Origin of the sequence: Leptospira brenneri (assembly GCF_002812125.1) — a bacterium.
GTDB lineage: Bacteria > Spirochaetota > Leptospiria > Leptospirales > Leptospiraceae > Leptospira_A > Leptospira_A brenneri.
Genome location: NZ_NPDQ01000002.1, coordinates 113,604 through 138,529 on the forward strand (window position 1 = coordinate 113,604; position 24,926 = coordinate 138,529).

19 protein-coding genes are annotated in these 24,926 nt (G+C 39.4%); 11 read left to right on the forward strand and 8 right to left on the reverse strand.

All coding sequences use genetic code 11. The features are described 5' to 3' along the window. The first annotated feature begins 21 nt into the window (after positions 1-21). The 3 genes from prfB to CH361_RS03950 all read left to right on the forward strand — a co-directional run bounded on the left by prfB (position 22) and on the right by CH361_RS03950 (position 3,766). Entirely contained in the window at positions 22-1,149 is a 1,128-nt protein-coding gene (gene prfB, locus CH361_RS03940) for a peptide chain release factor 2 (RefSeq protein WP_100789545.1), read from the forward strand. A gap of 4 nt (positions 1,150-1,153) precedes the next feature. After that, positions 1,154-2,650, forward strand: coding sequence for a sigma 54-interacting transcriptional regulator (locus tag CH361_RS03945; RefSeq protein ID WP_100789546.1), 1,497 nt, complete (start codon positions 1,154-1,156; stop codon positions 2,648-2,650). A gap of 63 nt (positions 2,651-2,713) precedes the next feature. Further along, positions 2,714-3,766: an OmpA family protein gene (locus CH361_RS03950; protein ID WP_100789547.1), complete on the forward strand. Its 1,053-nt coding sequence runs from the start codon at positions 2,714-2,716 to the stop codon at positions 3,764-3,766. Positions 3,767-3,775: 9 nt separating this feature from the next. Here CH361_RS03950 and CH361_RS03955 read toward each other — a convergent pair whose 3' ends face one another. Genes CH361_RS03955 through lepB form a run of 3 tightly spaced genes read right to left on the reverse strand, consistent with a single transcriptional unit; the run spans position 3,776 to position 8,100 of the window. Next, the gene (locus CH361_RS03955; RefSeq protein ID WP_100789548.1) at positions 3,776-5,686 is read right to left on the reverse strand and encodes a motility associated factor glycosyltransferase family protein; all 1,911 of its coding nucleotides are present in this window, start codon (positions 5,684-5,686) and stop codon (positions 3,776-3,778) included. Further along, positions 5,687-7,498, reverse strand: coding sequence for a penicillin-binding protein (locus CH361_RS03960; RefSeq protein ID WP_100789549.1), 1,812 nt, complete (start codon positions 7,496-7,498; stop codon positions 5,687-5,689). It abuts the gene before it with no gap. Between the two features lie 2 nt (positions 7,499-7,500). Then, positions 7,501-8,100, reverse strand: coding sequence for a signal peptidase I (gene lepB / locus CH361_RS03965; protein ID WP_244279554.1), 600 nt, complete (start codon positions 8,098-8,100; stop codon positions 7,501-7,503). Positions 8,101-8,195: 95 nt separating this feature from the next. Between lepB and thrC the strand changes: the two genes are divergently transcribed. Genes thrC through CH361_RS03980 form a run of 3 tightly spaced genes read left to right on the forward strand, consistent with a single transcriptional unit; the run spans position 8,196 to position 11,466 of the window. Continuing rightward, positions 8,196-9,545, forward strand: coding sequence for a threonine synthase (gene thrC / locus CH361_RS03970; RefSeq protein ID WP_100789551.1), 1,350 nt, complete (start codon positions 8,196-8,198; stop codon positions 9,543-9,545). A gap of 50 nt (positions 9,546-9,595) precedes the next feature. Then, the gene (locus CH361_RS03975) at positions 9,596-10,306 is read left to right on the forward strand and encodes a hypothetical protein (protein WP_100789552.1); all 711 of its coding nucleotides are present in this window, start codon (positions 9,596-9,598) and stop codon (positions 10,304-10,306) included. Continuing rightward, entirely contained in the window at positions 10,306-11,466 is a 1,161-nt protein-coding gene (locus CH361_RS03980; RefSeq protein ID WP_100789553.1) for an LIC10486 family protein, read from the forward strand. Before CH361_RS03975 ends, CH361_RS03980 begins: the two co-directional genes overlap by 1 nt. Positions 11,467-11,584: 118 nt before the next feature. Here CH361_RS03980 and leuS read toward each other — a convergent pair whose 3' ends face one another. Further along, positions 11,585-14,188 (reverse strand): leucine--tRNA ligase, encoded by a 2,604-nt coding sequence (gene leuS / locus CH361_RS03985; RefSeq protein ID WP_100789554.1) that lies wholly within the window; start codon positions 14,186-14,188, stop codon positions 11,585-11,587. Positions 14,189-14,740: 552 nt separating this feature from the next. Here leuS and CH361_RS03995 point away from each other — a divergent pair. Both CH361_RS03995 and CH361_RS04000 read left to right on the forward strand, forming a co-directional pair. After that, complete coding sequence (locus CH361_RS03995) at positions 14,741-15,517, forward strand: ABC transporter ATP-binding protein (protein WP_100789556.1); 777 nt, start codon at positions 14,741-14,743, stop codon at positions 15,515-15,517. Then, the gene (locus tag CH361_RS04000) at positions 15,514-18,057 is read left to right on the forward strand and encodes an ABC transporter permease (RefSeq protein ID WP_100789557.1); all 2,544 of its coding nucleotides are present in this window, start codon (positions 15,514-15,516) and stop codon (positions 18,055-18,057) included. Before CH361_RS03995 ends, CH361_RS04000 begins: the two co-directional genes overlap by 4 nt. Before the next feature lie 123 nt (positions 18,058-18,180). Here CH361_RS04000 and fcpA read toward each other — a convergent pair whose 3' ends face one another. After that, positions 18,181-19,083 carry a flagellar coiling protein FcpA gene (gene fcpA, locus CH361_RS04005; protein WP_100789558.1) on the reverse strand — a complete coding sequence of 301 codons (903 nt, stop codon included), beginning with the start codon at positions 19,081-19,083 and terminating at the stop codon, positions 18,181-18,183. 233 nt (positions 19,084-19,316) lie between these two features. Between fcpA and CH361_RS04010 the strand changes: the two genes are divergently transcribed. From CH361_RS04010 to panB, 3 genes are read left to right on the forward strand one after another with little or no spacing between them, the layout of a single operon-like run. Beyond that, positions 19,317-20,180, forward strand: a complete 864-nt coding sequence (locus CH361_RS04010; RefSeq protein ID WP_165782224.1) for an ATP-binding protein — start codon at positions 19,317-19,319, stop codon at positions 20,178-20,180. Between the two features lie 4 nt (positions 20,181-20,184). After that, complete coding sequence (gene folK, locus CH361_RS04015; protein ID WP_100789560.1) at positions 20,185-20,658, forward strand: 2-amino-4-hydroxy-6-hydroxymethyldihydropteridine diphosphokinase; 474 nt, start codon at positions 20,185-20,187, stop codon at positions 20,656-20,658. Further along, on the forward strand, positions 20,633-21,439 hold the full coding sequence (gene panB / locus CH361_RS04020) for a 3-methyl-2-oxobutanoate hydroxymethyltransferase (RefSeq protein WP_100789561.1): 807 nt from the start codon (positions 20,633-20,635) through the stop codon (positions 21,437-21,439). Before folK ends, panB begins: the two co-directional genes overlap by 26 nt. Positions 21,440-21,513: 74 nt before the next feature. On the opposite strand, the gene CH361_RS04025 is transcribed toward panB, so the two are convergent. Genes CH361_RS04025 through CH361_RS04035 form a run of 3 tightly spaced genes read right to left on the reverse strand, consistent with a single transcriptional unit; the run spans position 21,514 to position 24,880 of the window. Beyond that, positions 21,514-22,596: a 3-deoxy-7-phosphoheptulonate synthase gene (locus tag CH361_RS04025; RefSeq protein ID WP_100789562.1), complete on the reverse strand. Its 1,083-nt coding sequence runs from the start codon at positions 22,594-22,596 to the stop codon at positions 21,514-21,516. Positions 22,597-22,598: 2 nt separating this feature from the next. Beyond that, positions 22,599-22,940 (reverse strand): rhodanese-like domain-containing protein, encoded by a 342-nt coding sequence (locus CH361_RS04030; RefSeq protein ID WP_100789563.1) that lies wholly within the window; start codon positions 22,938-22,940, stop codon positions 22,599-22,601. After that, positions 22,940-24,880, reverse strand: a complete 1,941-nt coding sequence (locus CH361_RS04035) for an ABC-F family ATP-binding cassette domain-containing protein (RefSeq protein ID WP_100789564.1) — start codon at positions 24,878-24,880, stop codon at positions 22,940-22,942. Before CH361_RS04035 ends, CH361_RS04030 begins: the two co-directional genes overlap by 1 nt. Between the last annotated feature and the right edge of the window lie 46 nt (positions 24,881-24,926).

The window sequence follows — 24,926 nt, forward strand, 5'->3', positions numbered from 1 at the left end:
TCCGTTTCGGATTTACGTATTATGGATAGATCACTAAAAGACTTAAAAAAACAAACATCAGAAATGATTGAGACCTTCAGTTCTTATTGGACAGCTCAAAATTTTCAAGAAGATTATGACAGGTTATCTTCACTCATTGAAAAAGCAAACGATCCAAAGTTATGGGACTCACCTGACCAAGCAAAAACAGTAACTCAAAAACGAAACGAGTTACAATTAAAATTAGATCCTTGGTTGGAGCTAAAAAAGGAACTGATTGATTTTCCAGATTTGATTGAACTCACTTCAGAAGAAATGGGGGAGACAGGTTTAAAATCTTTAAATGATGATTTTGATCGTATGTTTGAAACATTTGAAAACTTACAAATGTTAGATGCCCTTGCCGGCAAAGATGATGGAAAAGCAGCATTTATCAATATTCATCCTGGTGCGGGAGGAACAGAGTCCCAAGATTGGGCTGATATGTTACTTCGTATGTACACAAGATTTTGTGAACAAAAAGGTTATCGTGCAGAACTTGTGGATTACCAACCAGGGGAAACAGCAGGAATCAAAAATGCCACACTTTACATCCAGGGGGATCATCCTTTTGGATATTTAAAATGTGAATCAGGTGTTCATCGTCTCGTTCGTATCTCACCTTTTGATTCCAATAAACGAAGACATACTTCCTTTGCTTCCGTCTATGTAACTCCGGAAGTGGATGATGACATCCAAGTGAATATCGAAGAAAAAGACCTTCGTGTGGATGTATATCGTTCTTCTGGGGCTGGTGGTCAGCACGTCAACACCACTGACTCTGCGGTGCGAATCACACATATTCCTACCGGAGTTGTGGTTTCATGTCAAAATGAAAGATCCCAAATCAAAAACCGTGATACGGCTATGAAAATGCTTCGTGCCCGTTTGTATGAGATGGAAAAACAAAAAGCAGAAGAAGAGAACGCAAAAAAAGCCGGTGAAAAAAGGGACATTGCTTGGGGATCACAAATTCGAAGTTATGTGTTTCATCCTTACAATTTGGTAAAAGACCACAGAACCGATTTTGAAACAGGAAACGTTCACGCGGTGATGGACGGAGACTTGGAAGATTTTATTATTGCCTACTTAAAATACCTGACAAACCAAAAGGCAAACGCGAAAGTATAAACAAATGTCTGTAAAACAGGATATTTCCGCTACGTTAAGGAAAATCCAAAAAGAAATTCAACAACTTCCGAATATTACGGATCGTTTGAATTTCATTTTGGATATGACTCTAACTTTGTTTGGAGCCTCAACGGGAAGTATATCCATCATGGACCAGGAAGAAAAAGTCCTTACCATTGTGGCAGCAAAAGGTATGGACTGGGAAAAAAAAATCGCGGCCAAACTTCCGTTTAATTTGGGAGTGACAGGACGTGCTGCTTCGACAAGAGAAATTATCTATGTTCCCGATGTTACTTTAAATAAAGACTATGTCAAACTGATCGAAACCGTTCGTTCCGAACTTGCCATCCCTCTTGTCACAAGAGACTCCACCATCGGTGTTTTGAACTTAGAGTCCGATAAGGTAAATTTTTTCTCATCGGAGATCATCAACCAGGCCACATTATTTGCTTCACAATTAACAATTGTTATTTTAGAAGAACGAATTGCAAAAGAAGCGTTTGAAAAATCCAAAAGAGAAGAAGATCCTGTTGAGGAAATTCTGGGTTATGATCCAAGTATTTTATTTTTAAAACATAGGATTAGGCAAGTTGGTCCCTCCGATACATCAGTGATGATCATTGGGGAAGAAGGAGCTGGAAAAAAATTAATCGCTAAGGCCTTACATTATTTCTCCCAAAGAAAAAATGGTCCATTTCTTACGGTTGATTGTTCGGGACTTAGTTACGAACTTTTGGAAGCCGAATTATTTGGTGGTCAAAGCGGAAAAATCTTTAATCCCGGAAAGTTAGAACAAGCCAATGGTGGTTCTTTATACATTGAATCTATTGGAGACTTACCATCCAATTTACAAATTAGATTATTTCATACATTAAGAGATAAAATAACACCAAACCCATCTGCAAAAAAAAAGGATGAGGTTTTGAACATTCGAATTTTTACGGGAAGTAAAAGAGATTTATTAGAAGATATCCAGAAAGAAACCTTCTCGATGGATCTGTATTACCGCCTAGCAGAAGTTCCTTTACGAATGCCACCATTACGCGAACGAAGAGGGGATGTTCCTCTTCTTGCTCATCATTTTTTATACCAATACAACAAACAATATGGAAGGAATAAATCCTTCTCAACAGATGCATTAAAAGCACTCACAGGTATGCCTTGGAGTGGGAATGTAAGACAATTACAAAGTGTCATTCAATATGCTGTCCTTGTCCCTCCGGAAACAGTTTTGGAACCACATTCCTTCCTCCAAGATGGGAAACGAGAAACCGAATCGAACACAAAGGTAAGGAATTTTGGTGTTGGGACAGAGATTCTATCCCCTGCTGAGAATTTATCACTCAATATAGCAATCGAAAGGTTAGAAGCCATTTGGATCAAAGAAGCCTTCCAAAGGGTGTCCACACAGGAAGAAGCTGCAAAACTTTTAGGAATAAGCCGAGGTTCTTTGCAGTATAAGATCAAAAATAACCAATTTCTGGATGGATTCAACTCTTAAAGTCCAAGAAAAGGTTGGAGAGATTGACCTTACCTGTCGATATTATTACAAAGGAGCTTTCACGTGGCAGATAGTTATTACCGTACCATAAGTGGTAAACAATATGATAATGAATTGTTAGAAATTGCTGAGAAAGCCACCAAACGTAGTAAAGCTCCTATTGGCAAAAACGTTGCTAAAACCTTATTTGATGCCATCAAAGATGGTGGTGATTACACAGACATTGAAAAACGTACTGTAAAATACATTCGTGATCATTTTAAATTTTCTCCTGAAGCAGACGAGTATCTTCGTTCAGAGGTTCGTAAATGGGCCGCCAAAATTTCTGTTCCTGCTGCTAAGAAAAAAACAGTCACAAAGGGAACTTCAAAAAAAGAATCTGCACCTAAACGTAGTTCTGCACGTTCCGCAAAACAAACTTATGATGATTTTACTCCTTCTTATATGGATAGTTATGAAGTAGGAGATTCTTCTCAGGATGATGTAGCTCCTACTCCTGAATACAACGAACTTGTTGCGTTAAATAAATTTCAAATCACTCCCAAACAAAATCGAGTAGGACGATTGATTTTATTGGGACTGGTTATTGTTTTCTTTATTGTTTTGATTATTTTTGGAATTCGTAGTTGTAACAGAAATTCGAAACCATCACAAAATGCAAACCAAAGTTCTAACGTATCTTCAGAATCAGGAACTAGGTCTTTAGAACGAGTGGAGTTGTCTCAAGGAAAGGTATCAAGCCGATTTGAGTCTAGAGCCTCAGCCATTCGTTATATCAATGAACTTCAAATTCGTTTTATCAAACAAAGTATGCAAACAGAAGATTCTGCGGCTGATAAAATTGCGACATTGGCAGAAGCATTAAAGGCTTATCCTGCCGTTCGTATCCGAGTGAAAGGACATACTTGTTTTATTGGTGAGATGGACGAAAACAAAATTTTGTCCGATGAACGTGCAAAGTTTATTTTTGATGAATTGGTAAAAAGTGGCGTAAATGCAACTCAACTCGACTATCGCGGATTTGGTGAAACTGCTGAAATTGAATCCAATTCTACAGAAGTTGGTCGAATTAAAAATAGACGAGTGGATTTTACAGTTTTATCAGTAACTGAATAGTTGAACCAATCACAACATTCTGTATAAAGATTTAATGAGCATCCGTTTGGTAGTCCGAACGGATTCATAAAGCCCTTCATAAAGTAATAAAGATTTTTTTGCCACACCCAATTGTGCGTTTTCTTTTTCTTCTACACTCAAATGGTCATCATAACCTTCTGTGATGGTTAAAATCACTCTTTGAATTCCTAAACTTAAAATTTCATTTAAACCTTTTTTTCCAGAAACTTGTTCATCAATTGAATCCATTTGTTTGATATCTTCTGAAAATGTTTTGGGATTGATTTGGTTTTTTTGGATTTGATTGTAAATCCTTCGTGAGACTGTGAGACCACGTTTAACCGTTGTCACAAAGTCTAATAGTGCCTCTGTTGTAGATTTAATTTCTGAAACCAATTGATCTTGATTGAAAAAAGAAATCTCATTTTGGAGTAGGGAATGGATTTGATTCCGGACCGATTGCACTAAATTGGTTTGGTTTTTGGTTTCAAACGCGTCATTTGAAAATTCATTCGAAAATTCAGAATGAGGAATTCCTTCGAGTTTGGCACCAAACCGTGTGAGGTTTATCCAGGGATTTTCTTTGGCGTGATCTTCGAACCATTTTTTAAAGATTAACATCTTTTCGTTCGTGATATAGATTTCTTCTTGGTTTCCCTTCACTTGTTTTCTTGGTAAAGCAAACAGTTGTTTGTAGTTGTGTTTTTCCCTGCGAAATTTTCTAGATTCTAAATAGTTTAAACGTTCTTCGAGAACTGCCCCTTTGGAGTGAGCAAGACCTTTCGTAAAACTTAAATCCTGTCCTACTAAATAAACAGACTTTGCACCCATCAGAGTGGCAAGACTAGCCGCATTGGTAGAAACTGATCCACCAAAAGGTACAGACCCAATTTCATCGGATCCAGTCCTTTCAAGAAGCCCAATCAAAGGGAAAGGGGAGGATGTCACAAAACCTTTGTTTGGTCCTTTTTCTAATCTTAAACTGATATAAGTAGAGGTTGGGTCAAATACCAAAATGGCTTCCCCTGAATAGTCTTCCAGATATTGACTATTCAGTGCTTGCGGATCGACAGAAAAAATTAAATCGGGTTCCGCTCCAAAAGAGGTGAGGATGGGAACGGCTGTGTCCACCGCAAGGAGAAGGAATTGTTTTCTAAATTTGATGATCTCTGGTATGGATTCGGAAAGACTGGGACCTGCACCGCAAACAACAATGGAAATCTCTTTTGCGATTCCAAAAAGGTCAGAGACAGGACGAAATTTGGATAATTCGGGAAGATTATAACAGATGTTTTTCGCCCAGATTTTTTCAAAACGAGTGAGTGTGGCAAGATTTACATCTTTTTTGTGAAACATCTGTTCGGCGGTATATTTTAGCCTTAAGTATTCGTCTTCTTTCCATTGCCAAGACCCGCGGTGAGGGACAAAACTAATGGGGTGAGTTCCTTTTCCTTTCACAGCTTCCGAAAGTTGGTCTTCCATTCCTTCTCCCGTGATGAGGATTAACTTTCCTTCTAGGAATGATTTGGAAAAATCAAAAATACGAAAAGATTCTCGAATGAAAAATGAATTTGGTTCCATCCAAATAGTGGTTATATTTTTTCTTTCCATCAAAAAAGGAATGATATAACCAAGGCCTGCACCAAACAAAAGATAAATGCGTTCACTTCCATCATGTGGGAGTTCTGTGGCAAATCGTTCTGCTTCTTTTTTGGGATCAAACCGACTATGGATCCAAACTCCATCTAGTTCTAAAGTGGGATCACCTGTTTTGGATTTTGTCAGTTCATAAGAGATTTTAGTTTCGGAATTTTTCGAATTCAAATCCAATGCATTCATTGTGTTCGGTGGGTTTTGAACTGCATCGGCTAACGAAGAAGGTAGAGCTGCTAAATTTTTTTGAAATAAGGAATCGTTCACTTAAGGTTCCAAAACAATTTTGATGGAGGCATTGGGCCCAAGGGAAGTTCCCGCTTTTGGATCTTGTGATTTCACAAATCCTGATCCTTCGATTTTATACTCTTGGTGTAACTGTTTTAAAATTTGAATGGTTTCTGAAGCAGTGAATCCTGTGAGATCAGGCATAACTTTGGGATCTAGTTTATAGATTTTATTTCGTTCACCCTTCAGTCGGTAAACAAGTGCCTTCTCACTTTTTTCCACAATGGGGATGATACTTTCTACCACCTCACGAAACACAGGTGCTGCAATCCCACCGCCTGTATGAGAATCTCCACCTGGTTCATCAAAAACAATCAGACCCACATACTTAGGTTTTTCTGCTGGAAAAAATCCAAGAAAACTCGCAGTAAAAAGACCAGCTTGGTATCCCGCACCAGCTTTTGCTTTTTGTGAAGTTCCTGTTTTTCCGGCGATGAAGTAGTTTTCTAAATAAGCTTTTTTTCCTGTTCCTTGGGAGACTGCTTTACTCATTGCATTTAAGGTTTTTTTAGCAGCCCCTTCTTTGATTCCGAGTAATTCATTTTTAATCGAAAACTCATGAACAAGTTCTCCATAAGAGTTGGTCACTTGTGAAACTACCGAAGGTTCAAATAAAATTCCTCCATTGACAACTGCAGCTGCTGCCGAAATGAGTTGGATGGGTGTGACGGAAAGTCCTTGCCCAATGGATAAAAAGTAAGGAGTACTTTTGTTCCATTTATTCAGAGGAGGTAAATATCCTTTTGCTTCATGAATCGAAAAATTGGTTCGTTTTCCAAACTTAAATTTTTCCATATAATTATAGTAAGTTGCTTCGTCAATTTTTTGGGCTGCTTTGATGATTCCTACGTTGCAAGAGTATTGTAAAATTTCATCTAAATTGACATGGCCATGATTGTCTGTACAACGAATGGTGGTTTTTCCAATTTCAATGTACCCCGGACAATGGAACCTTTCGCCTGGCAGAATTTTTCCTTCATTCAGTAACATGAGAGCAATGAAAATTTTCATTGTGGAGCCTGGTTCATAAACATGGCGGATGGACCAATTGGTATGAGATTCTAAAGGAAAATCTTGGAAGTGGTTGGGATCAAAATTTGGAAAAGAAGCCATCGCTAAAATTTTCCCTGTTTCTGTATCCATAATCATACCGATCCCGCGTTTGGATGCAGTTTGTAGAAAAGCTTTTTGTAAAGATTTCTCTAATCGGTATTGAATAATACTATCAATTGTTAAATGGACATTATTTCCTTTGCTAGATTCAGCATCTGGGGTAGATAACAATTCCAAATTAAATAACATCTCAAGGCCTGAGAGTGCTTTGTCATCATCGTATCCTGTAAATCCAAGTAGGCTTGCTGCTAAACTTCCTTGCGGATAAATTCGTTTGTATTCTTTTTCTACACGAACTCCAGGAAGGGATAAAGCTTTTATTTTTTCAGCTTTGGTCAGTTCAATTTCTCTTTTTAATAAAAAGTAGTTTTGTTTTTCTCGGATGGTATCAATGAGTTTGTTTGGTGGAACTCCAAGAATGGGACCTAATTCCTGAGCCGTAAGTTCTGGATCATAAATATTGGTGGGATCAATCCCTACTGTTGCTGACTCACGAGAGATCGCAAGTTCAATCCCTCGTCTATCAAAGATGGTTCCTCTTTGTACATACTTACTAGATTTTAAATTGATAATATTATCATTAAAATAGGTAAGATAAATCACTCGGAAGAGTAAAATTGCAAAAAGTGAGAGTATAAAAAGAATGATATACTTAAAACGTTGTTTGTATTCAGTCATCGTTAGAAATAAAAGATTACTTTGCCTTTGATTTTTTCAACAGGCACTAAACCAAAGGAACGAGAGTCTGTGGAATACTGTCTATTATCACCTAATAGGAGATAATACCCTGGCGGAATTCTTCCTTGTTTGTCCATGGCGAGAAAAGGAGAGTTATGACGATTGATAAAAATAGAAGTACTTGGTTCGCTTGTGTAAGTTCCTTTCGGAAGATAATTTTCTAATAACTCAGTTGAATCAATTAAAACCCGTCCACCTTCAATGGAATAAAATTCACCTGGCAAACCTATCACTCGTTTGACGACAAGTTCATCTTGTTCGCTGACAAAAAGTACCAAATCTAATTTGTTGATTTCGGGGTCAGTATAAAGAAGTTCGGTTCCAAAGAATTTGGCAGAAATGGCAAATCCACCCTTCCAAACAAAAACGACAGAGCCATGTTCCAAAGTCGGATACATGGAGTTACCCTGGATGGAATAAATTTGGAATAAAAAGATACGGACAAATAGGAGAAAACCGAGAAAGAAAAAGATCAAAATGCTACGACGGGTGTAGCGTTTGAATTTGACCCACCATCGGGAGAGTTTAGTTTCTGTTTCCATATCCATCAAAAAACGATAAAAATCATTCGTGCATTTTTCCCCTTTCTCAAAAATGGAAAAGGAACTTTCCGTAAATCTGAAGCCTAGAGAAGTCTATGTCACTTACAAAATATCAATTCCGAGCACAGTTTCGTTGCACCAATGACTCTTGTCGCAAAACCTACCCCCTCCACCAGGTGATTTATTCCTGCGAAGCTTGTGGGGAACTTTTAAATGTCGAACATGATATAGACAGTCTCAAACAAGTTTCTGCTAAGGAATGGAAGTCGGAATTTGAAACCCGGTTCCGTTCTAGCCAATTCCCGAATGCTTCTGGGGTTTGGGGGAAAAAAGAATGGGTTCTCCCAGGGATAAACGATGAAAACATCATCACTTCAGGAGAAGGGACAACTCATCTTTATGATGCATCTCGTTTTGCCAAAGATTTGGGACTGGCAAACCTTCATGTCAAACAGTGCGGAGTTTCACACACCGGTTCCTTCAAAGATTTAGGAATGACGGTTCTTGTGAGCCAGGTCAAACAAATGATTGCGGACGGAGTGCCCATCCAGGCAGTCGCATGTGCTTCGACTGGCGATACTTCGGCAGCTCTTGCTTCCTATGCAGCCAAAGCAGGAATTCCTTCTATCATTCTTTTACCAGCAAACAAGGTTTCAACGGCCCAACTCATCCAACCTGTATCCAATGGAGCTCTTGTGTTGGCACTTGAAACAGACTTTGATGGTTGTATGGCAGTGGTGAAAGAACTCACCAAAGAAAAATCAATTTATCTAGCAAACTCAATGAATTCACTTCGAATCGAAGGTCAAAAAACCATTTCGATTGAGATCACTCAACAGTTAGGTTGGAAGGTTCCCGATTGGATTGTGATCCCAGGTGGAAATTTAGGAAATGTTTCTGCACTCGGAATGGGGTTTGAGATGATGTTTGAGCTTGGACTCATCGATAAATTGCCAAGAATTATTTTGGCGCAAGCCAAAAATGCAAGTCCACTCTACGAATCGTTTAAGAAAGGTTATACGGACTTCTCTCCAGTAACCGCTGAAAAAACTTTGGCCTCTGCGATTCAAATTGGAGATCCTGTTTCTGTCAAAAAAGCAATCCGTGTTTTAAAGAAATTCAATGGAATCGTGGAAGTGGCCACAGAAGAAGAATTGGCCAATGCCGCGGCTCGTGGGGATTTATACGGACTCTATAATGATCCTCATACGGGTGTGGCTCTTGCTGCCTTACTGAAATCTTTGGAATCGGGTGTTGTTAAAAAAGGTGAATCGGTTGTTGTGATTTCGACTGCGAATGGCCTCAAATTTACGGAATTTAAGTTAGCCTACCATGAAGGGAAAATCCCTAACATTGATGAGAAACTAAGAAACCGCATCCAGGCTTGCAAACCGAACATCAGCGGAGTGATGGAAATCCTAGGCAAACAACTGAAGAAATCATAAATCGCTAGACAAATCCCCTACATGTTGGCAAATTTTTTCAGTTTACCGGTATGTCTCAAGAGATCCAACTCACTTCTCAGTTTTGCACTTCTGTGGACCGGGCCGTGGAGTTGGGGAAAAAGGTCTCGATGATCACTTACGTGATGGGGGATGTCGGTGAGGCCAAACTCAAATACATTTTGTTGCGGATTTTAAGTTCTGTCGGCCGGGATGATTTGATGGAACTTTTTTATACAGCGGCCAAGGAACTCATTGTCAATTCCACCAAAGCTGCCATCAAAAGAATCATTTTTGAAGAACTGAATCTAAACATACAAAATGTAAAAGATTATGAAGAAGGGATGAAACTTTTTAAAACCAGTCTCAATGAAAGAAAGTTTCCCAATTATAAAAAGAAAATGCGTGAGACTGGTTTATTTGTCAAAATCACCTGCATTTATAGACAGGATAAAATTGACCTAGAAATCAAAAATAATTTTCCATTATTGCCCATTGAGGCAGAACGAGTCAAAGAAAAGTTTATTAATGCGAAAAAGTATGATAATCTATTCGAGTTCTTTATGGAACACGGTGATAGTACGGAAGGAGCAGGAATGGGAATTACAATGGTAGAGATACTATTGTCTCAATCTGGGTTTGACCGTCGATTGCTCTCTATATATTCATCAGAAAGGAAAAAGGAAACAATAGCGCGCGTGGAAGTTCATCTAAGTGAGATTCCAAAATCTCCAGAGACCCACGAACAATTGTTTGTAGAATAATGTCCGAACTAAACTCAAAAGCAGAACAACTCAAACGACAAGCAGACTTAATTGGTCTGACAAGAGAAGCCGTGTTTACGGACGAACAAGCCAAGGAAGTTTTACAAGGTAAAATTACTGATGGTTACCTGGTGAAAGTAAAGATCGACTTGGACAGTTTGAACGGAATGGTCCTTATCCTCGTCTCTTCCATACGGAAACATGTGATGGAACTTTATGCCGTTGTGGGAACATCTCCAACTTTTAGAAGGATCCGAACCTTTGCTGATCATGTTCAAATTTCTACTGACTTAGGTGATATTGGAAAGTCAGGAGGTTATGACCCGGCGATTTCTGAAAATATCGGCCGCGCCGTTCATAGAGCCTTCACCAAAGAAAAGTTAGAGGAGTTACTTCCTCTTTGGCAAAAAAAAGACCCTTCCCATATTGCAGAACTTTTGGAAAATCCAATCCTTATGGCAACTAAAGGAAGAAATATAAAACTCCAAGCAGAAGTAGATAAACTTTCCACAGCGAAGTTTCGTTATGAAAATCCTATGAAAGGTGTAATTTTACCCATTCCTAAGCCAGAAGATGATACCGGTTCTGCAAAGGATGCTTCTGTTCCTGGTGTATCGACAGAGCCGAACCGAGGAGAATTGTCTTCTCTTGAACGCCAAATTGCTCAATACAGAACTTCCTTTCCAAAAGAATTGAATATGAAAACTGTCATTTCACCGATCAATGGAGTGGAGTTTGATAATCTCGTTGAAGGTATGGAAATTTTATTCCGAGTTCCCACAGAAACTCCTGAAGGACTTACTAATGCACAGATCCTTGGTCTCATTGATGACGAAGGAAAAATCTCAAAAGAGCCAGTGGTGGGAAGATTTCTCGGAATTGCTGGTAGCAAAACAGAATACCATATTTTTGCGGAAGGCCCCAACCAGTATCTACTTCATTCTGTCGAGGAACATCCCGTAAAGGTGGCGATTCCCAAACCAGCAGGTATGACAAGTGGAGCAAACAAAGGTTCTGCGGGACAAGGCCAAAAGAAAAAAACAGGAAATACACAAACTCAAGACACGAAGTCTTCTGGTGCCAACTTGTTTATGCTTATGGGAGCCTTTATCACGATCGTACTCTTTGGAGTGTTGATCTTCGTGATGGTAATTTTGTAAAAAAGTTTTTTAACTAAAAAACCCCTAACGTTCCCGAAGTGGAAAGTAGGGGTTTTGTTTTTAGGTTTGGATTCTTGAACTTAAAAGTAAATTTGATCTTAATTTCTAGAGAAAGAAATTATCCCGCCACTACGATGTTGACAAGTTTTCCTTTCACATAGATCTCTTTTTTGATTTCTTTTCCTTCCCAGAATGGTTTTGCTTTTTCCACTGCTTTGGCGAGAGTCAAAACTTCTTTTTCTTCGATGTCCCTTGGAGCAAGGAACTCTCCTCTCATCTTTCCATTCACTTGGACTACAATGGTAATATTCGCATCCACCAAATACTTCTCATCCCACTTAGGATAGGGATGGTAAGCAAGAGATTCTTTGTGTCCGAGTTTAAACCAAAGTTCTTCTGCTAAATGAGGAGCAAAAGGAGAAAGAGCGAGAACAAAAGGTTCTAAAACTTTTTTGGATTTTCTAGGATTACTTGTGAACTCGTTGATGAAGATCATCATTTGCGACACAGCTGTGTTGAATGAAAAATGATCAATATCGTCTTTAACTTTTTTAATCGTACGATGAAGTGTTTTGAGTTCTTGTTCGTTCGGTTCAATGTCTTCTACAAAGAAGGATTCATTTTCACCAGAATGGAAAAGTCTCCATACTCGATTTAAGAAACGGAACACACCATCTACTCCGTTTTTACTCCAAGGTTTGGACATTTCAAACGGACCCATAAACATTTCAAAAAGGCGAAGTGTATCTGCTCCAAATTCAGAAACAACATCATCAGGATTGACAACGTTTCCTCGAGATTTGGACATTTTTCCTTTATCTTCCCCTAAAATCAAACCTTGGTGAACTAACTTTTGGAAAGGTTCTGGGGAAGAAACATGACCCAAATCAAAAAGGATTTTATGCCAAAATCTGGAGTATAACAAGTGCAATACGGCGTGTTCAGCCCCACCCACATAGACTTCCACAGGCATCCAAACCTTTTCCAGTTCTGGATCAATGAGTTTGTCATTATTCCTTGGATCGATATAACGAAGATAATAATAACAAGATCCTGCCCACTGTGGCATGGTGTTGGTTTCTCTTTTTCCTACTTCACCTGTTACAGGATCCGTGTAGACAAGCCAATCTTTTGCTAAAGCAAGAGGGGATTCTCCCGTTCCAGAAGGTTTGAATTCTTCCAAGTCTGGTAAAACCAAAGGAAGTTCCGCATCAGAGAGTGCTTTCGGAGTTCCATCCGCGAAGTGAACGAGAGGAATGGGTTCACCCCAATACCTTTGTCTGGCAAAAAGCCAATCTCTCAGTTTGAATTGGATTTTTTTACGACCAATCCCTTTACCTTCCGCCCAAGTGGACATGGTTTGGAAGGCATCTTTGTAAGATTTACCATCTAACTGAACTTCTGCGGAAGAAGAATTAATACAAACCGAATCTTTGGAATCAAAAGCTAGATTTGGTTCCATTTTGCCATCGATGACTTGTTGGATGGGAAGGTTGAACTTCACCGCAAAGTCGTAGTCTCTTTGGTCGTGAGCAGGAACCGCCATAATGGCACCAGTTCCATAAGAAATTAAAACATAATCAGAAATATAAATCGGAACTTTTACAGAAGAATCGGTTGGTAAACTGGCATAAGATCCAGTAAACACTCCGGTTTTATCTTTATTCAGTTCGGTTCTTTCCAAATCACTTTTTAAAGAACAATCTTTTTGGTATTTTTCGACTGCTGATTTTTGTTCCGCAGTGGTCAGGTCTGCCACAAAAGGATGTTCTGGAGCAAGGACAAGGTAAGTAGCACCAAAAATCGTATCAGGTCTTGTTGTATAAACAGTAATGTCTTTCGATAAGGTAGGAACATAAAAATTAAGTTCTAAACCTTCGGATTTTCCAATCCAATTGCGTTGCATCTCTAAGGTAGATGTGGGCCATTCACAAAGAGAAAGATCATTTAGCAAACGTTCGGCGTAAGAAGTGATCCGCATCATGTATTGGCGCATGGGTTTTCTTTCGACAGAATACCCTTTGGAAGTCCATTCTTCTACTTCTTCGTTGGCAAGAACGGTTCCGAGAGCCTCACACCAATTGACTGGAATGTTTGCCTCATATACCAATCGGAAATAAGAAAGAATGTCTTCTTTTTCCTTACGGGATTTTGCCTTCCATTCGGAGGCAGTAAACTGAATTCCTTTCGGAAGTTCCTTTCCTTCAAAAAAGGAAGATCCTTCTGATTCTAAGGTTTGAACGAGTGCAGAGATAGGAACTGCTTTGTTTGTTTTCCGATCAAAGTAGGAATTGTAGATTTGGAGGAAAATCCACTGGGTCCAACGGTAATAGTCCGGGTGGGTAGTGGAAATTTCGCGATTCCAGTCATAAGAAAGGCCAAGACTTTTGATTTGGCGGCGAAAGGTATCAATATTGTTCTTTGTGGTGGTTCGCGGGTGGACTCCCGTTGTCATCGCGTACCTTTCGGCAGGAAGACCAAAGGCATCCCATCCCATGGGGTGAAGGACTTCGAATCCCTCCATCCGTTTGAGTCTTGAAATGATGTCGGTGGCTGTATATCCCTCAGGGTGGCCTACGTGAAGTCCGGCGCCACTTGGGTAGGGAAACATGTCTAAACAATAGTATTTAGGTTTGGTTGAGTGGGCGTTTGTGCGAAAGGTCTGGTTTTCGTCCCAGTGTTTTTGCCATTTTTGTTCAATATCTTGGAATGGATAATTCATCGACTAACGTAGAGAAAGTGTAGTAATTCTACTTTCTCACGGAGTCGATGATTTTTACAAGCTTTTTGAAACTCTTGGACAAACAAACTTTGCAGAGATTGTATTGATAAAGGTTCGTGACGGATCCACATTCCGCACAAGGTTTAAGATTATTAATTTTCACATTCATAAAGTCTGCAGTTTTTATCTTTGTATTGCTTTCGAGCATTCTATATTTACCTGTATGAGTCCGCTTATCGACAGTGCTGTTCATAACTCCTCAAAATTCCCCAAAAAAGGGAGAGGGGAAACACTACGATGAAGTTACTTTATATGAAACCCTCCCTTTGGGGTCAAAAAAAATTAAGAAGTACACTCGAAAAGATCAGTACTTTTTTGTCAGATTTTTTTCATTATGTGCAATATAGTTGGAACGGAAATGAAAATTGAAAAAATTATAACTGTTATGGAAAAAATTAAAAAATCGTTGTTAGGCGGTATTTTTTCTGATAAATGCCCGTTATTAGTCATATCTTTTTTGTTAGGTGATAAAATCTTTGGGGGAAAAACCTAGTGTTGGAATTTAAAAATGTGTTTAAGTCATTTCACAATGAATCGGAAACGATTGATGTGTTGAAAAATATTTCATTTCGCATTGAAACAGGCGAATTTGTAGCGATTATAGGCCCATCAGGCTCAGGTAAATCAACACTACTTGGTGTAGCAGCCGGTCTAGATAAACCTGATACAGGCATTGTTTCCTTGGACGAAATTGATATCACAAAGGAAAATGAATCAAATTTAGCTGATTTACGTGCTGATAAGATAGGATTTATCTTTCAAAATTTTCAATTATTACCTGGCCTCAATGCAATTGAAAATGTAGGGATTCCATTGTATTTAAAATCATCACTCACAGAAGCAGAAATTTTAAAAAAATCAGAAAAAATCTTAGAATCTGTTTCTATGTCCCATCGTGCGACTCACTTCCCAAAACAGTTGTCAGGTGGAGAGGAACAACGGATCGCCATTGCGCGAAGTTTTGTAAATGATCCAAAGATTATTTTTGCGGATGAACCAACTGCCAACTTGGATTTTAAAAATAGTAAAACAGTTTTAGATTTATTGTTGTATCGAAACAAAGAACAAGGAACAACTTTAGTTGTGGTCACTCATGACCCAGATGTGGCAAAACTTGCCGATCGTGTGTTAGAAATGAAAGATGGGGAAATTGTTTCTGATTCTTGGAACAAAAAGAAAAATTCATCTGCTTCTTCTAAAAAAACACCTACAAAAAAGACCACCAAACACAAGAAAACGAACATAAATACTAAGCAGGCGAGTCGATGAAAGCATCTCTGTTTCGTTTTTATTTAAAACGGGAACTTTTCTCTCGGTTTCGGTATTCTTTACTCATTGTGGTTTCGATCACTCTTGGGGTTGGTTCTGTGATTGGAATCCATTCCTACAAAGACAATACTGCAAATGCCATCAGAAGAGAGGCCAAATCGATTATGGGGGCCGATATTGCCCTCCAATCCCCCCAAGAAATCACAAAATCAGCGGAAAAATTGGTCGAAACCAGCCTTCCGAAAGGTTCGGAAACCAGTGCCTCCATTCAGTTTTTATCAATGATTTCCAATGAATCGGGAGAGGAGAATTCCTTAAGTTTTGTCAAAGCTGTGGAAACCAATTATCCTTTTTACGGGGAAATGAAAACCGAACCAGAATCAGCGTATCGAAATTTAAAACCAAATCAGGTATTACTCGATCAATCTCTTGTGGAAAACTTAAAACTAAAACGGGGAGACCGGGTGCGTTTGGGTGATAGTTTGCTTGAGCTTGCTGGTGTTGTGGTGAAAGAACCAGGTGCCCTTGGATCATTTGTGGGCTCTGCTCCAGGATCCATCATTCGAAAAGATACCGCAAACAAAACGGGACTCGTACAAAGAGGAAGTCGGATCCGTTATACCATCTATGCAAAGTTTCCTGATTCTGTTGATAGTTTGGGTTGGAAAGAGAAAGAGTTTGAAGCCCTGATCAAAGAAGACTTAACTATTTATCACAATACAGAAGTAAATTCTGGGTCCCAACAATTTATCAAGAACACTTTTGATTATATGGCCCTTCTGGCTCTCGCTGGATTTTTCTTAGGAGCCATTTCTGTATACACAGCGGTAAGAACTCGTTTACTCGAAAAACGAAATGAAATCGCCATCCTCATGTGTCTCGGTGCCAAACCGAATGTGATTTTACTTTTGGTATTTGCTGAAATTTTAATCCTCTCACTCCTTGGAACTATTTTTGGACTTATCCTTGGATATGGAATCCAATCACTATTGCCTGATATTAGTGGACTTATGTCTGTGAAAGCAGGGATTGTCTTTGGGCTTTCCTTATCTTCTCTTCTTTGGAGTTTTGTGCTCGGAGTGGTGCTTCCTTTACTCATTTCCATTCCTCTTGTTTTGGAAACAAGATCGGTGAAACCACTTGCAGCATTAAAAGAAGTGGAATCACAAACCAGTGGGAAGTTATCTACATCGAAATGGCAATTTGGATCTTTTCTTTTGATTTACCTTCTGTTTACGAGCCTTGCCATTCTTGAAACAGAAAGTATTTTTAAAGGAATTCTTTTTACATTCGTTTTATTAACCTTACCAGTCCTTGTGTACGGATTGTACATACTTCTTGGATTATTCATTACTAAAATCTCGAAACTAGGATGGCTTTCGAAGGAATGGAGCCTTGTGACTAAAAAAGTCACACGTAAATCAGGAGCCTTACGACTTTCCATCATTGGGCTTGGGTCTGCACTCTTTATCCTTACTTTATCGCTCATCTTACAAGAGAGTTTACTGGAACTCAGTGGTGCCCGTGAGATCGAACGTAGACCCAATATGTTTCTTCTAGACATCAGGGAAACTCAGAAAAACGATCTCCTAACCGCAATTAAATCATTTCCTGTGGAGAAACAATATTTGGCCCCTGTGATTGGAGCTCGCCTTTCCAAAGTCAATGGAGAACCCATTAAAAAAGAAGATACCATCAAAAACGCGATGGATCGGAATTGGCGGGCTACCGCCAGAACTCGGGAATACTTTTTATCTTACAGAGATGAGTTGTATGATACGGAAGAAGTAACGAATGGGTCTTGGTGGAATGAATCCGGAAGGAATGAAATCTCTGTAGAACGTGATTTTGCAGGGTATTTACAAGCGGGAGTGGGTGATGAACTGACTTTCAATGTCCAAGGCCGCGAAGTTTCCGGAAAAATCACAAACTTGCGATCCGTAAACTGGGCCGATATGAAACCGAACTTTGTGGTTCTTTTTTCCAAAGGGATATTGGAAAAAGCCCCTCGGTTTTACATTGTTTCCTTACTCATTGATTCCGGTGAAGACAGATACCAATTACAAAAGGTAATTGTGAATCAGTTTCCCAACATCACCGTCATTGATACAGAAAAAACCATCCAAGCCTTTATGGGAATTTTGGAAAAAGTTACTCAGATGATGGCACTGATGACGGCTTTTATCTTGGCGGCATCTTTTGTTCTTGTGTTCACCACTCTTTATGCAAGCCAATCAGAACGAAAACGGGAATTTGCTTTGTTACGAGTGATTGGAGCCAACAGTCGTTTTATGGTAAAACATTTTCTACGGGAAGCCTTACTCGTTTCTGTCATTTCGTTTTTACTGGGACTCATTTATTCTGTGGTTTCGAATGAAGTTTTGAACAGATCCGTTTTAGAACTCCGAAGTGTATATCCTTATGGACAACTTACACTGGTGTTTTTGGGAATCTGTTTGGTGACTGTGAGTTTGTATGCGCTCGGACTTTTTAGTTTCTTTCGAATGCCAACCAAAACAGTTCTGAAAGAAATCAAATAAAGAAAATAGATTCGAGGGAAGAGTCATTGTTTAGATTCAATTCACTCTGTTATCTATGAACCTAAAAACAAAAAAGCCCGGGTTTCATGCCGGGCTTTCTCATTGAAAGAGATCTTTTCGGGATTATTGTGCTACCGAAATAACCTCATCTCGGTTGATTACGTTAACAATATGTTTGTATTCAGGAGAATCTTTTCCATATTTTAACTCAGTGGCACGTAATAAGTGAACGTTCTTTTTGTAACGATACTTGAAGAGCATATCATCTGGACCTTTTGTCTTTTTGATCATGTTTTCTTCGAAGCTATATGCACTTGCAAGATACTTGTGAGCAGGGTATTCTTTCTCGTTATCGTCAATCTCGATGTAAAGCTCAAGAATTGGGATGGTTTGAGGAAGATTTTGAAGGTCATACTCAGCCATAATCCAAGAACGATAAACGTCAGAAAGAAGTCTTTTGAACTCAGGTCTTTCTCTTAAGTCAGGGTTTTTAATTTCATCAAGGTGATTGATCGCTTTAGAGAAGTAGTTGAGAGCGTCTTGTTTCGCTTTCATTTTTTCACGGTAAACAACGCGTTCTTCTCTTGCTTTACGATCTACTTTTTGCCAGTACCATTTTTCATCTAAGCGTTTTTTCTCAGCTTCTTCTTTGCGGTACTGTTCCACCCAATCTCTATTTTTCATAACGGTGTTAACACCGGATTGGTAGTTGGAAAGAGCCAAACGGAATTGGTTGTTAGCGAAAGTTTTAGAAAGTTGGTGTAACTCTTGGAAAGTTTTGTTATACCCTTTAAAATCAGGATTCTTCCAAAGAGATTCCTGTTCCATAATTTCTTTCTTTCTCTTTTTTTGGTCTTCTGTAAGTTCCGCGTCGTCGTTTTCAGGAACGAGCTCACCTTTGAGAAGTTCGTCGACTTGGTCTTTAGCCGCTTGGCTGTCTTGAGCGTTCGCAGGCTGAGCTTGTGCGAAAAGCACACTAAAGCCGGACACCAGTTGGAGAATAAGGAGATACTTAATAATCTTCATAGTCGTGTGACCCTTTTGTCTCTTTCAATATTTTGAAGGAATAGGTTTATCTATTTCTTCAATGAAAGTATCGGAATGGCAAGAGTCAATAATAACGAATTAATGAGGAAAAAAACCTAATCGTGAACTTTTTCTTCCGATTCTCTTTGATTTAAAGGGACATAAGTCCTTAAACTCCTAAAAAATCTCATTCCTTGACAGCTTAGAGAATTCGAGAAGATTGCTCCTTGGAGATGAATTTATCCGAAATTACTGCTATCCGGGACGGAAATCCACAGTGTAAGACCTGTGGTGGGGTTGGAATTACCTTAGCCGAACATGTTCGGGGCTCTCGTTCTGGGGCTCTTGTCCTTTGTCATTGTATAGGAAGTGACTGTAACACTTGTGAGTCGAAGGGGCAACCCCCCTATATGACTTTTGATCGGAAATTAGACAAAATGCTCCCTTGTGTTTGTCATAATGCAAGGTTTTCCCTTCGTAACTTAGAGAATTTAGTCGAAAAAGCAAACATTCCTGCGCGTTACCGTTTCCAATTTTTATCCAATATTGATATTGGAGACACAGCGAACGATCCGGATATGTCCTTTATCATTGCTCACGACTGGGCAAACGAACTGGTTCACAAGTTTAAAAATGCAGATTTTTCGCCCCAAGGATTTTACCTCTGGGGTGGGACTGGGTCTGGGAAAACCTTACTTGCTTGCGTCATATTAAATGAGCTTATCTTTCGTTATGGGATTACTTGTAAGTACGCTAAGGTGAATAAAGACTTTTTATCTGCCATCCGTGATACCTATCAATCTGATAGCGAAACTCACGGCCAAGAACGATCCATTGAAAGGGAATTTGCGAACGTCGATGTACTTGTGATTGATGACTTCGGAGTCCAAAAAGAATCCGAATTCAACAATAGAAAGTTATACGATCTCATCGATAGTCGTTATGAACAAGAAAAACTGACTCTTCTTACTTCGAACCATTCTCTGGTGGAGTGGAGGGATCGGGGTCAAGGCCGTATTTATTCAAGGCTGATGGAAATGACCAAAGAAATTGAGTTAAAGTGTCCGGACTATCGCACTAAGTTCGTAAAGAGGTAAGATCATGAAGTATTCCAACATTGCCTTTTTGTCTCTGGGTTCTAATATCGGTGACAGACACCATTTTATGGATCAGGCAATTTGGGAGATTTCTACATTACCCGAAATTCAAATCTTAAAACAATCGGAACGATTGGAAACGGCTCCTTTAGAAAACACAAACCAACCTTATTTTTTAAATCAAATTTTGAAGGTGATGGTGTCTTCTGCTTTCACACTTCCTTGTTTACTCGATTCACTTCAAGGAATTGAAGACAAACTAGGACGGAAACGTAGGTCTTGGAAAGGTCCGCGTGAAATTGATATCGATATCCTCACCTATGAAGCGGTAGTCATGAAAACAGATTTTTTACACCTTCCGCACCATTCGTTATATTCTAGACCATTCATAAAACAATTGTTAACCGATATGGGAGAAATTGGAGTTTATGCACTCTTTTTGGAACTAAACCATGAAAAACATTATTCTACAGTATAAAAAAAAGTATGATGCAGGAGAACCCATCTCTGTCATCACTTGTTATGATTATACCTTTGCCACTCTCTTCAATCGAACAGAAATTGATTGTATCTTAGTTGGAGATTCTCTGGGAATGGTGATCCAAGGAAACCAGTCCACACTTCCTGTCACTTTGGATGAGATCATTTATCATACAAAAGCAGTGTGTAAGGGAGCTCCTGATAAAACCATCGTTGCCGACCTACCATTTTTATCTTACCAAACCTCCATTGAAGAGGGAATTCGTTCTGCCGGCCGGGTACTCAAAGAAACCAATGCCTCTTGTGTGAAACTGGAAGGAGATTCTGAATTTATCATCGAACTCACTCGACGGATGACAGAATCAGGGATTCCCGTTTTTGCACACCTGGGTCTCACGCCACAATCGGTTCACACTTTAGGTGGACACCGGGTCCAAGGAAAAACAGATGCGGCTCGTTCCAAAATGGTTCGAAAAGCCAGAGAACTTGCAGAAGCAGGCGCTTTTGCTTTGTTACTCGAGATGGTTCCTGAATCCTTAGGAAAAGAAATCACAGAATCCATTCGCATTCCGACGATTGGGATTGGTGCTGGAAAATACACTTCAGGCCAGGTACTTGTCATGCAGGATTTACTTGGTTTAAATGAGGACTTTCATCCTAAGTTTCTCAAGAAGTTTGGAAATCTCAGTGGGCCAGTGAAGGATGCGGTGAATGCTTACCACCGCGAAGTTTCGAAACGTGAGTATCCATCGGAAGCCCACGCCTTTTCTGATACATAGTGCGGAAGGAATTTACTAAGACAAAAATAGATCTTTTTTTGTCTTAGTAATTAGTTTATAGTCGGTAATTGGTCTTATATTGTTCTCGTAAACGAATCAAAATAAGGTTTAGGCCTTTTTCTTGCAGCTTCCGCCAATCTTTCAAGCATCGGAACTGTGGTTTCCCAAGAAACACAAGCATCGGTGATGGACTGACCATAAGTCAAAGGTTTAGCGTCGATAGACTGGTTTCCTTCTTTTAAATGGCTTTCAATCATCACACCTAAGATATGTTTGCTGCCTTTTCCGAATTGTTCTGCCACTGATTCAATCACAGATGGTTGTTTGCGGAAATCTTTTTGACTATTTCCATGAGAACAATCAATCATAACTTTAGACGGAAGACCTGCTTTTTCAATTTGTGCACCTAGTTCGTTGACCGACGCTTCATCAAAGTTAGGCCCTTTGTTTCCACCACGTAAAATGACATGAGTGTCTTTGTTTCCTGCGGTACGAAAGATGGCACTACTTCCTTGGTTTGTGACTGATAGGAAATGGTGACTGGAACTGGCAGAACGAATCGCATCCACTGCAATTTGAACATTTCCATCCGTTCCATTTTTAAAACCAATAGGGGCAGAAAGACCAGAAGCCAATTCCCGATGTACTTGGCTTTCTGTGGTTCTCGCACCTATCGCACCCCAAGCCACTAAGTCTGCGATATATTGGGGAGAAATCACATCTAAAAATTCGGTTCCACAAGGGATTCCCATATTGTTTAAATCTAACAAAAGTTTGCGGGCAAGTTGGAGACCTTTGTTGATATGAAATGATCCATCTAAATCTGGGTCATTGATGAGGCCTTTCCAACCCACAGTAGTTCTTGGTTTTTCAAAATAAACTCGCATCACAATAAGAAGTTCGTTTTTGAATTCCTCGATTTTTGGTTTGAGTTTGGATGCATATTCCATCACGGCACCGATATCGTGAACAGAACATGGTCCAACGACAACTAACATTCGCTTGTTGTCTTTTCCGTGAATGATATCAGAAATTTCACTTCTTGTGCGTACGACAACTTCGCATGCTTCGTCTGTTAAAGGATGTTCCTCGATGATAACGGAGGGAGGAATGAGACTATGTTGTTCTAAAATTCTTAAATTGGCTGTAGGTTTCATAATTAATACTTTTGCATGGAAGGATCGACTAAATCGGAATAAGCTAAAGTTCCGCCAGCCACGTTTTTGTAGGATTTGAACCCTGCTTGGGCCAAAATTCCACAAGCCATTCCAGACCTTCCACCCGAACGGCAATACACTAAAATTTCTTTGTCGATTTGGTTTTTGATTTCTTCAATCCGTGCCGCAAGTTCACTAACAGGAATGAGTTTGTCTGTTCCAGGTACTAAGGCAATTTCTTGTTCATTAGGATTTCTTACATCCAATACAAAAAAATCATCTTTTCCTTCTGCACGTGCATCCAAACGTTTTTTAAAACTCACTACATCTATTTCCGGTACCATTATGTGACTCCGCCCAATTCTTCTAGTTCTAGAGTTACATCCTCCCAACGTTTCGTAAGGAGTGCAATCTCTCTTTTAATATCGTTATAAGTGTCCATTTCCAACTGAAAACTTCTGTTTTTAAAGAACTCTGGATCCTGTAAAAGTTCCTCTTTGTCCTTTTTATTTTTTTCCAGTCTTTCTATTTGGACTTCCAAATCTGAAATTTCTTTCTCTAATTTTTTTCTTTTATTTTTACTCGCTTGAGGATTGGCTTTTTTTTCCTCAAATTTTGCTTTGCCCGAATTATTTTGAGCTGGGGATTCTGTTTCGTCTTCTTTATGGAACTTAAGGTAGTCGTCAAAACTGCAATTTAGGTTTTGTAAAACACCGCCAGAGAGTTGGAAGGTGCGGTTACAAAGTCCCTTCATAAAATCGGGGTCGTGGCTGATGATGAGGAGACTTCCTGGAAAATCAATGAGGGAACGTTTGACCGCTTCTCGGATCACTATGTCCAAGTGGTTTGTGGGTTCATCTAAAAATAAACAATTGGTGGGATGTTGGACAAGAAGTGCAAGCCGGAGTCTACTTTGTTCTCCACCTGATAAATGTTTTACGGACTTAAACACTCCGTCTCCTGGAAAGGCAAAATGTCCAAGGAGTGTCCTTGCTCTTTCTTCGCTCAGTTCTGGATATTTTTTAATCACCGTTTCGACAAGGTTCAAACTTTCATCTAAATCTTCCCCGTGAGTTTGGGAAAAGTATCCGAGTTTGGTTTTGGGGCCATAATAGAGAGAACCAGAATCTAATTTATGTTTTTCCAAAAGACAACGCATAAGAGTGGATTTACCAGCTCCATTTGGACCCACTAACGCTACTTTATCGCCCGCGGAAATTTCAATTTCTGCATTTTCAAAGATCTGTTTCTTTACTCCTGTATTTTTATCAGGATAAGAAAAGGAGGCATTTTCTAAACGTAAAATGATATTACTCGAAGGAACAAATTGGAATTGGTAGTCGGGTTTTTGGTTCCAAAAAGATTCTTCTGGATTTTCCACCTTATCTCTTTTTTCCAAACGTTTGATGACAGACTGTACTTGCCTTGCTTTGGTTGCTTGGGCACGAAACCTTTCCACCCATTCCATTCGGCTTTTTAGATAAGTTTCTTCTTTTTCGAATTGGGCTTTTAGTTTTTCTTGGATTTCATTTTTGGCTTCAAAAAATTCTTCCAAAGATCCTTGGAATTCAAAAGTTCCATGAGGATTGATTTCGATGATGGTATCAACCGTTTGGTTTAAAAATTCTGGATCGTGAGTGACAAGAACAAAGGCCTGGTTTTGGGATACAAGAAAGTCAGCTAACCAAGATTTGGTTTTATCATCCAAATGATTTGTGGGTTCATCCAGAAGTAATAAATTATGTGGGTTGAGTAGGGCAATGGCAAGACCAATTCTATGGTGGTATCCCGGTGAAAATTCTTTTGTTTTACGAATAAAGTCTGCCGTAGAAAATCCAAGACCGGATAAAATTTTTTTGGCCCGAGCTTCTAGACCGTGTAAGTCATGTAAGTGGGCAAATTCTTCTAAATCACTTTGTTCGTGAAGGAGTTCCTCAAAGGCAGGGTCTTCATGATCGATGGTTTCGAATTTAGATTCGATGAGTTTTCTTTTTCCATCATACTCGGCATAGAGTTTGTTTTCATCGAGGACAGTCTCTATCACCGATGTTTCGGGACTGAATTCAGGGATCTGTTGGAAAAGGGATAGGACTGTGTTTTTGGAACGAATGACTTCCCCGGATTCGGGTTTCATCTTTCCTGCGGCCATTTGGAAGAGGGTGGTTTTTCCCGATCCATTGGGACCTACGATGGCAACACGGCAGCCTGGTTTGATATGCCAGCTGAATCCCTCAAAGAGAACCTTGGGGCCGAAGTGTTGGTGGATTTGGATGAATTGGATCAAAGCTGTGGAAAACCCGCCGGGAGGGCGGGGAGTTTAGGAGGGACTA

Coding starts and splice junctions, on each gene's coding strand:
- leuS (WP_100789554.1), bottom strand. CDS start 14,188: ATGAATTATCCATTCCAAGATATTGAACAAAAATGGCAAAAACACTGG.
- CH361_RS03960 (WP_100789549.1), bottom strand. CDS start 7,498: ATGACTGAATACAAACAACGTTTTAAGTATATCATTCTTTTTATACTC.
- lepB (WP_244279554.1), bottom strand. CDS start 8,100: ATGGAAACAGAAACTAAACTCTCCCGATGGTGGGTCAAATTCAAACGC.
- fcpA (WP_100789558.1), bottom strand. CDS start 19,083: ATGAAGATTATTAAGTATCTCCTTATTCTCCAACTGGTGTCCGGCTTT.
- CH361_RS03980 (WP_100789553.1), top strand. CDS start 10,306: ATGTCCGAACTAAACTCAAAAGCAGAACAACTCAAACGACAAGCAGAC.
- CH361_RS04030 (WP_100789563.1), bottom strand. CDS start 22,940: ATGGTACCGGAAATAGATGTAGTGAGTTTTAAAAAACGTTTGGATGCA.
- CH361_RS04025 (WP_100789562.1), bottom strand. CDS start 22,596: ATGAAACCTACAGCCAATTTAAGAATTTTAGAACAACATAGTCTCATT.
- panB (WP_100789561.1), top strand. CDS start 20,633: ATGAAAAACATTATTCTACAGTATAAAAAAAAGTATGATGCAGGAGAA.
- folK (WP_100789560.1), top strand. CDS start 20,185: ATGAAGTATTCCAACATTGCCTTTTTGTCTCTGGGTTCTAATATCGGT.
- thrC (WP_100789551.1), top strand. CDS start 8,196: ATGTCACTTACAAAATATCAATTCCGAGCACAGTTTCGTTGCACCAAT.
- CH361_RS03945 (WP_100789546.1), top strand. CDS start 1,154: ATGTCTGTAAAACAGGATATTTCCGCTACGTTAAGGAAAATCCAAAAA.
- CH361_RS04000 (WP_100789557.1), top strand. CDS start 15,514: ATGAAAGCATCTCTGTTTCGTTTTTATTTAAAACGGGAACTTTTCTCT.
- CH361_RS03975 (WP_100789552.1), top strand. CDS start 9,596: ATGTCTCAAGAGATCCAACTCACTTCTCAGTTTTGCACTTCTGTGGAC.
- CH361_RS04010 (WP_165782224.1), top strand. CDS start 19,317: ATGAATTTATCCGAAATTACTGCTATCCGGGACGGAAATCCACAGTGT.
- prfB (WP_100789545.1), top strand. CDS start 22: ATGGATAGATCACTAAAAGACTTAAAAAAACAAACATCAGAAATGATT.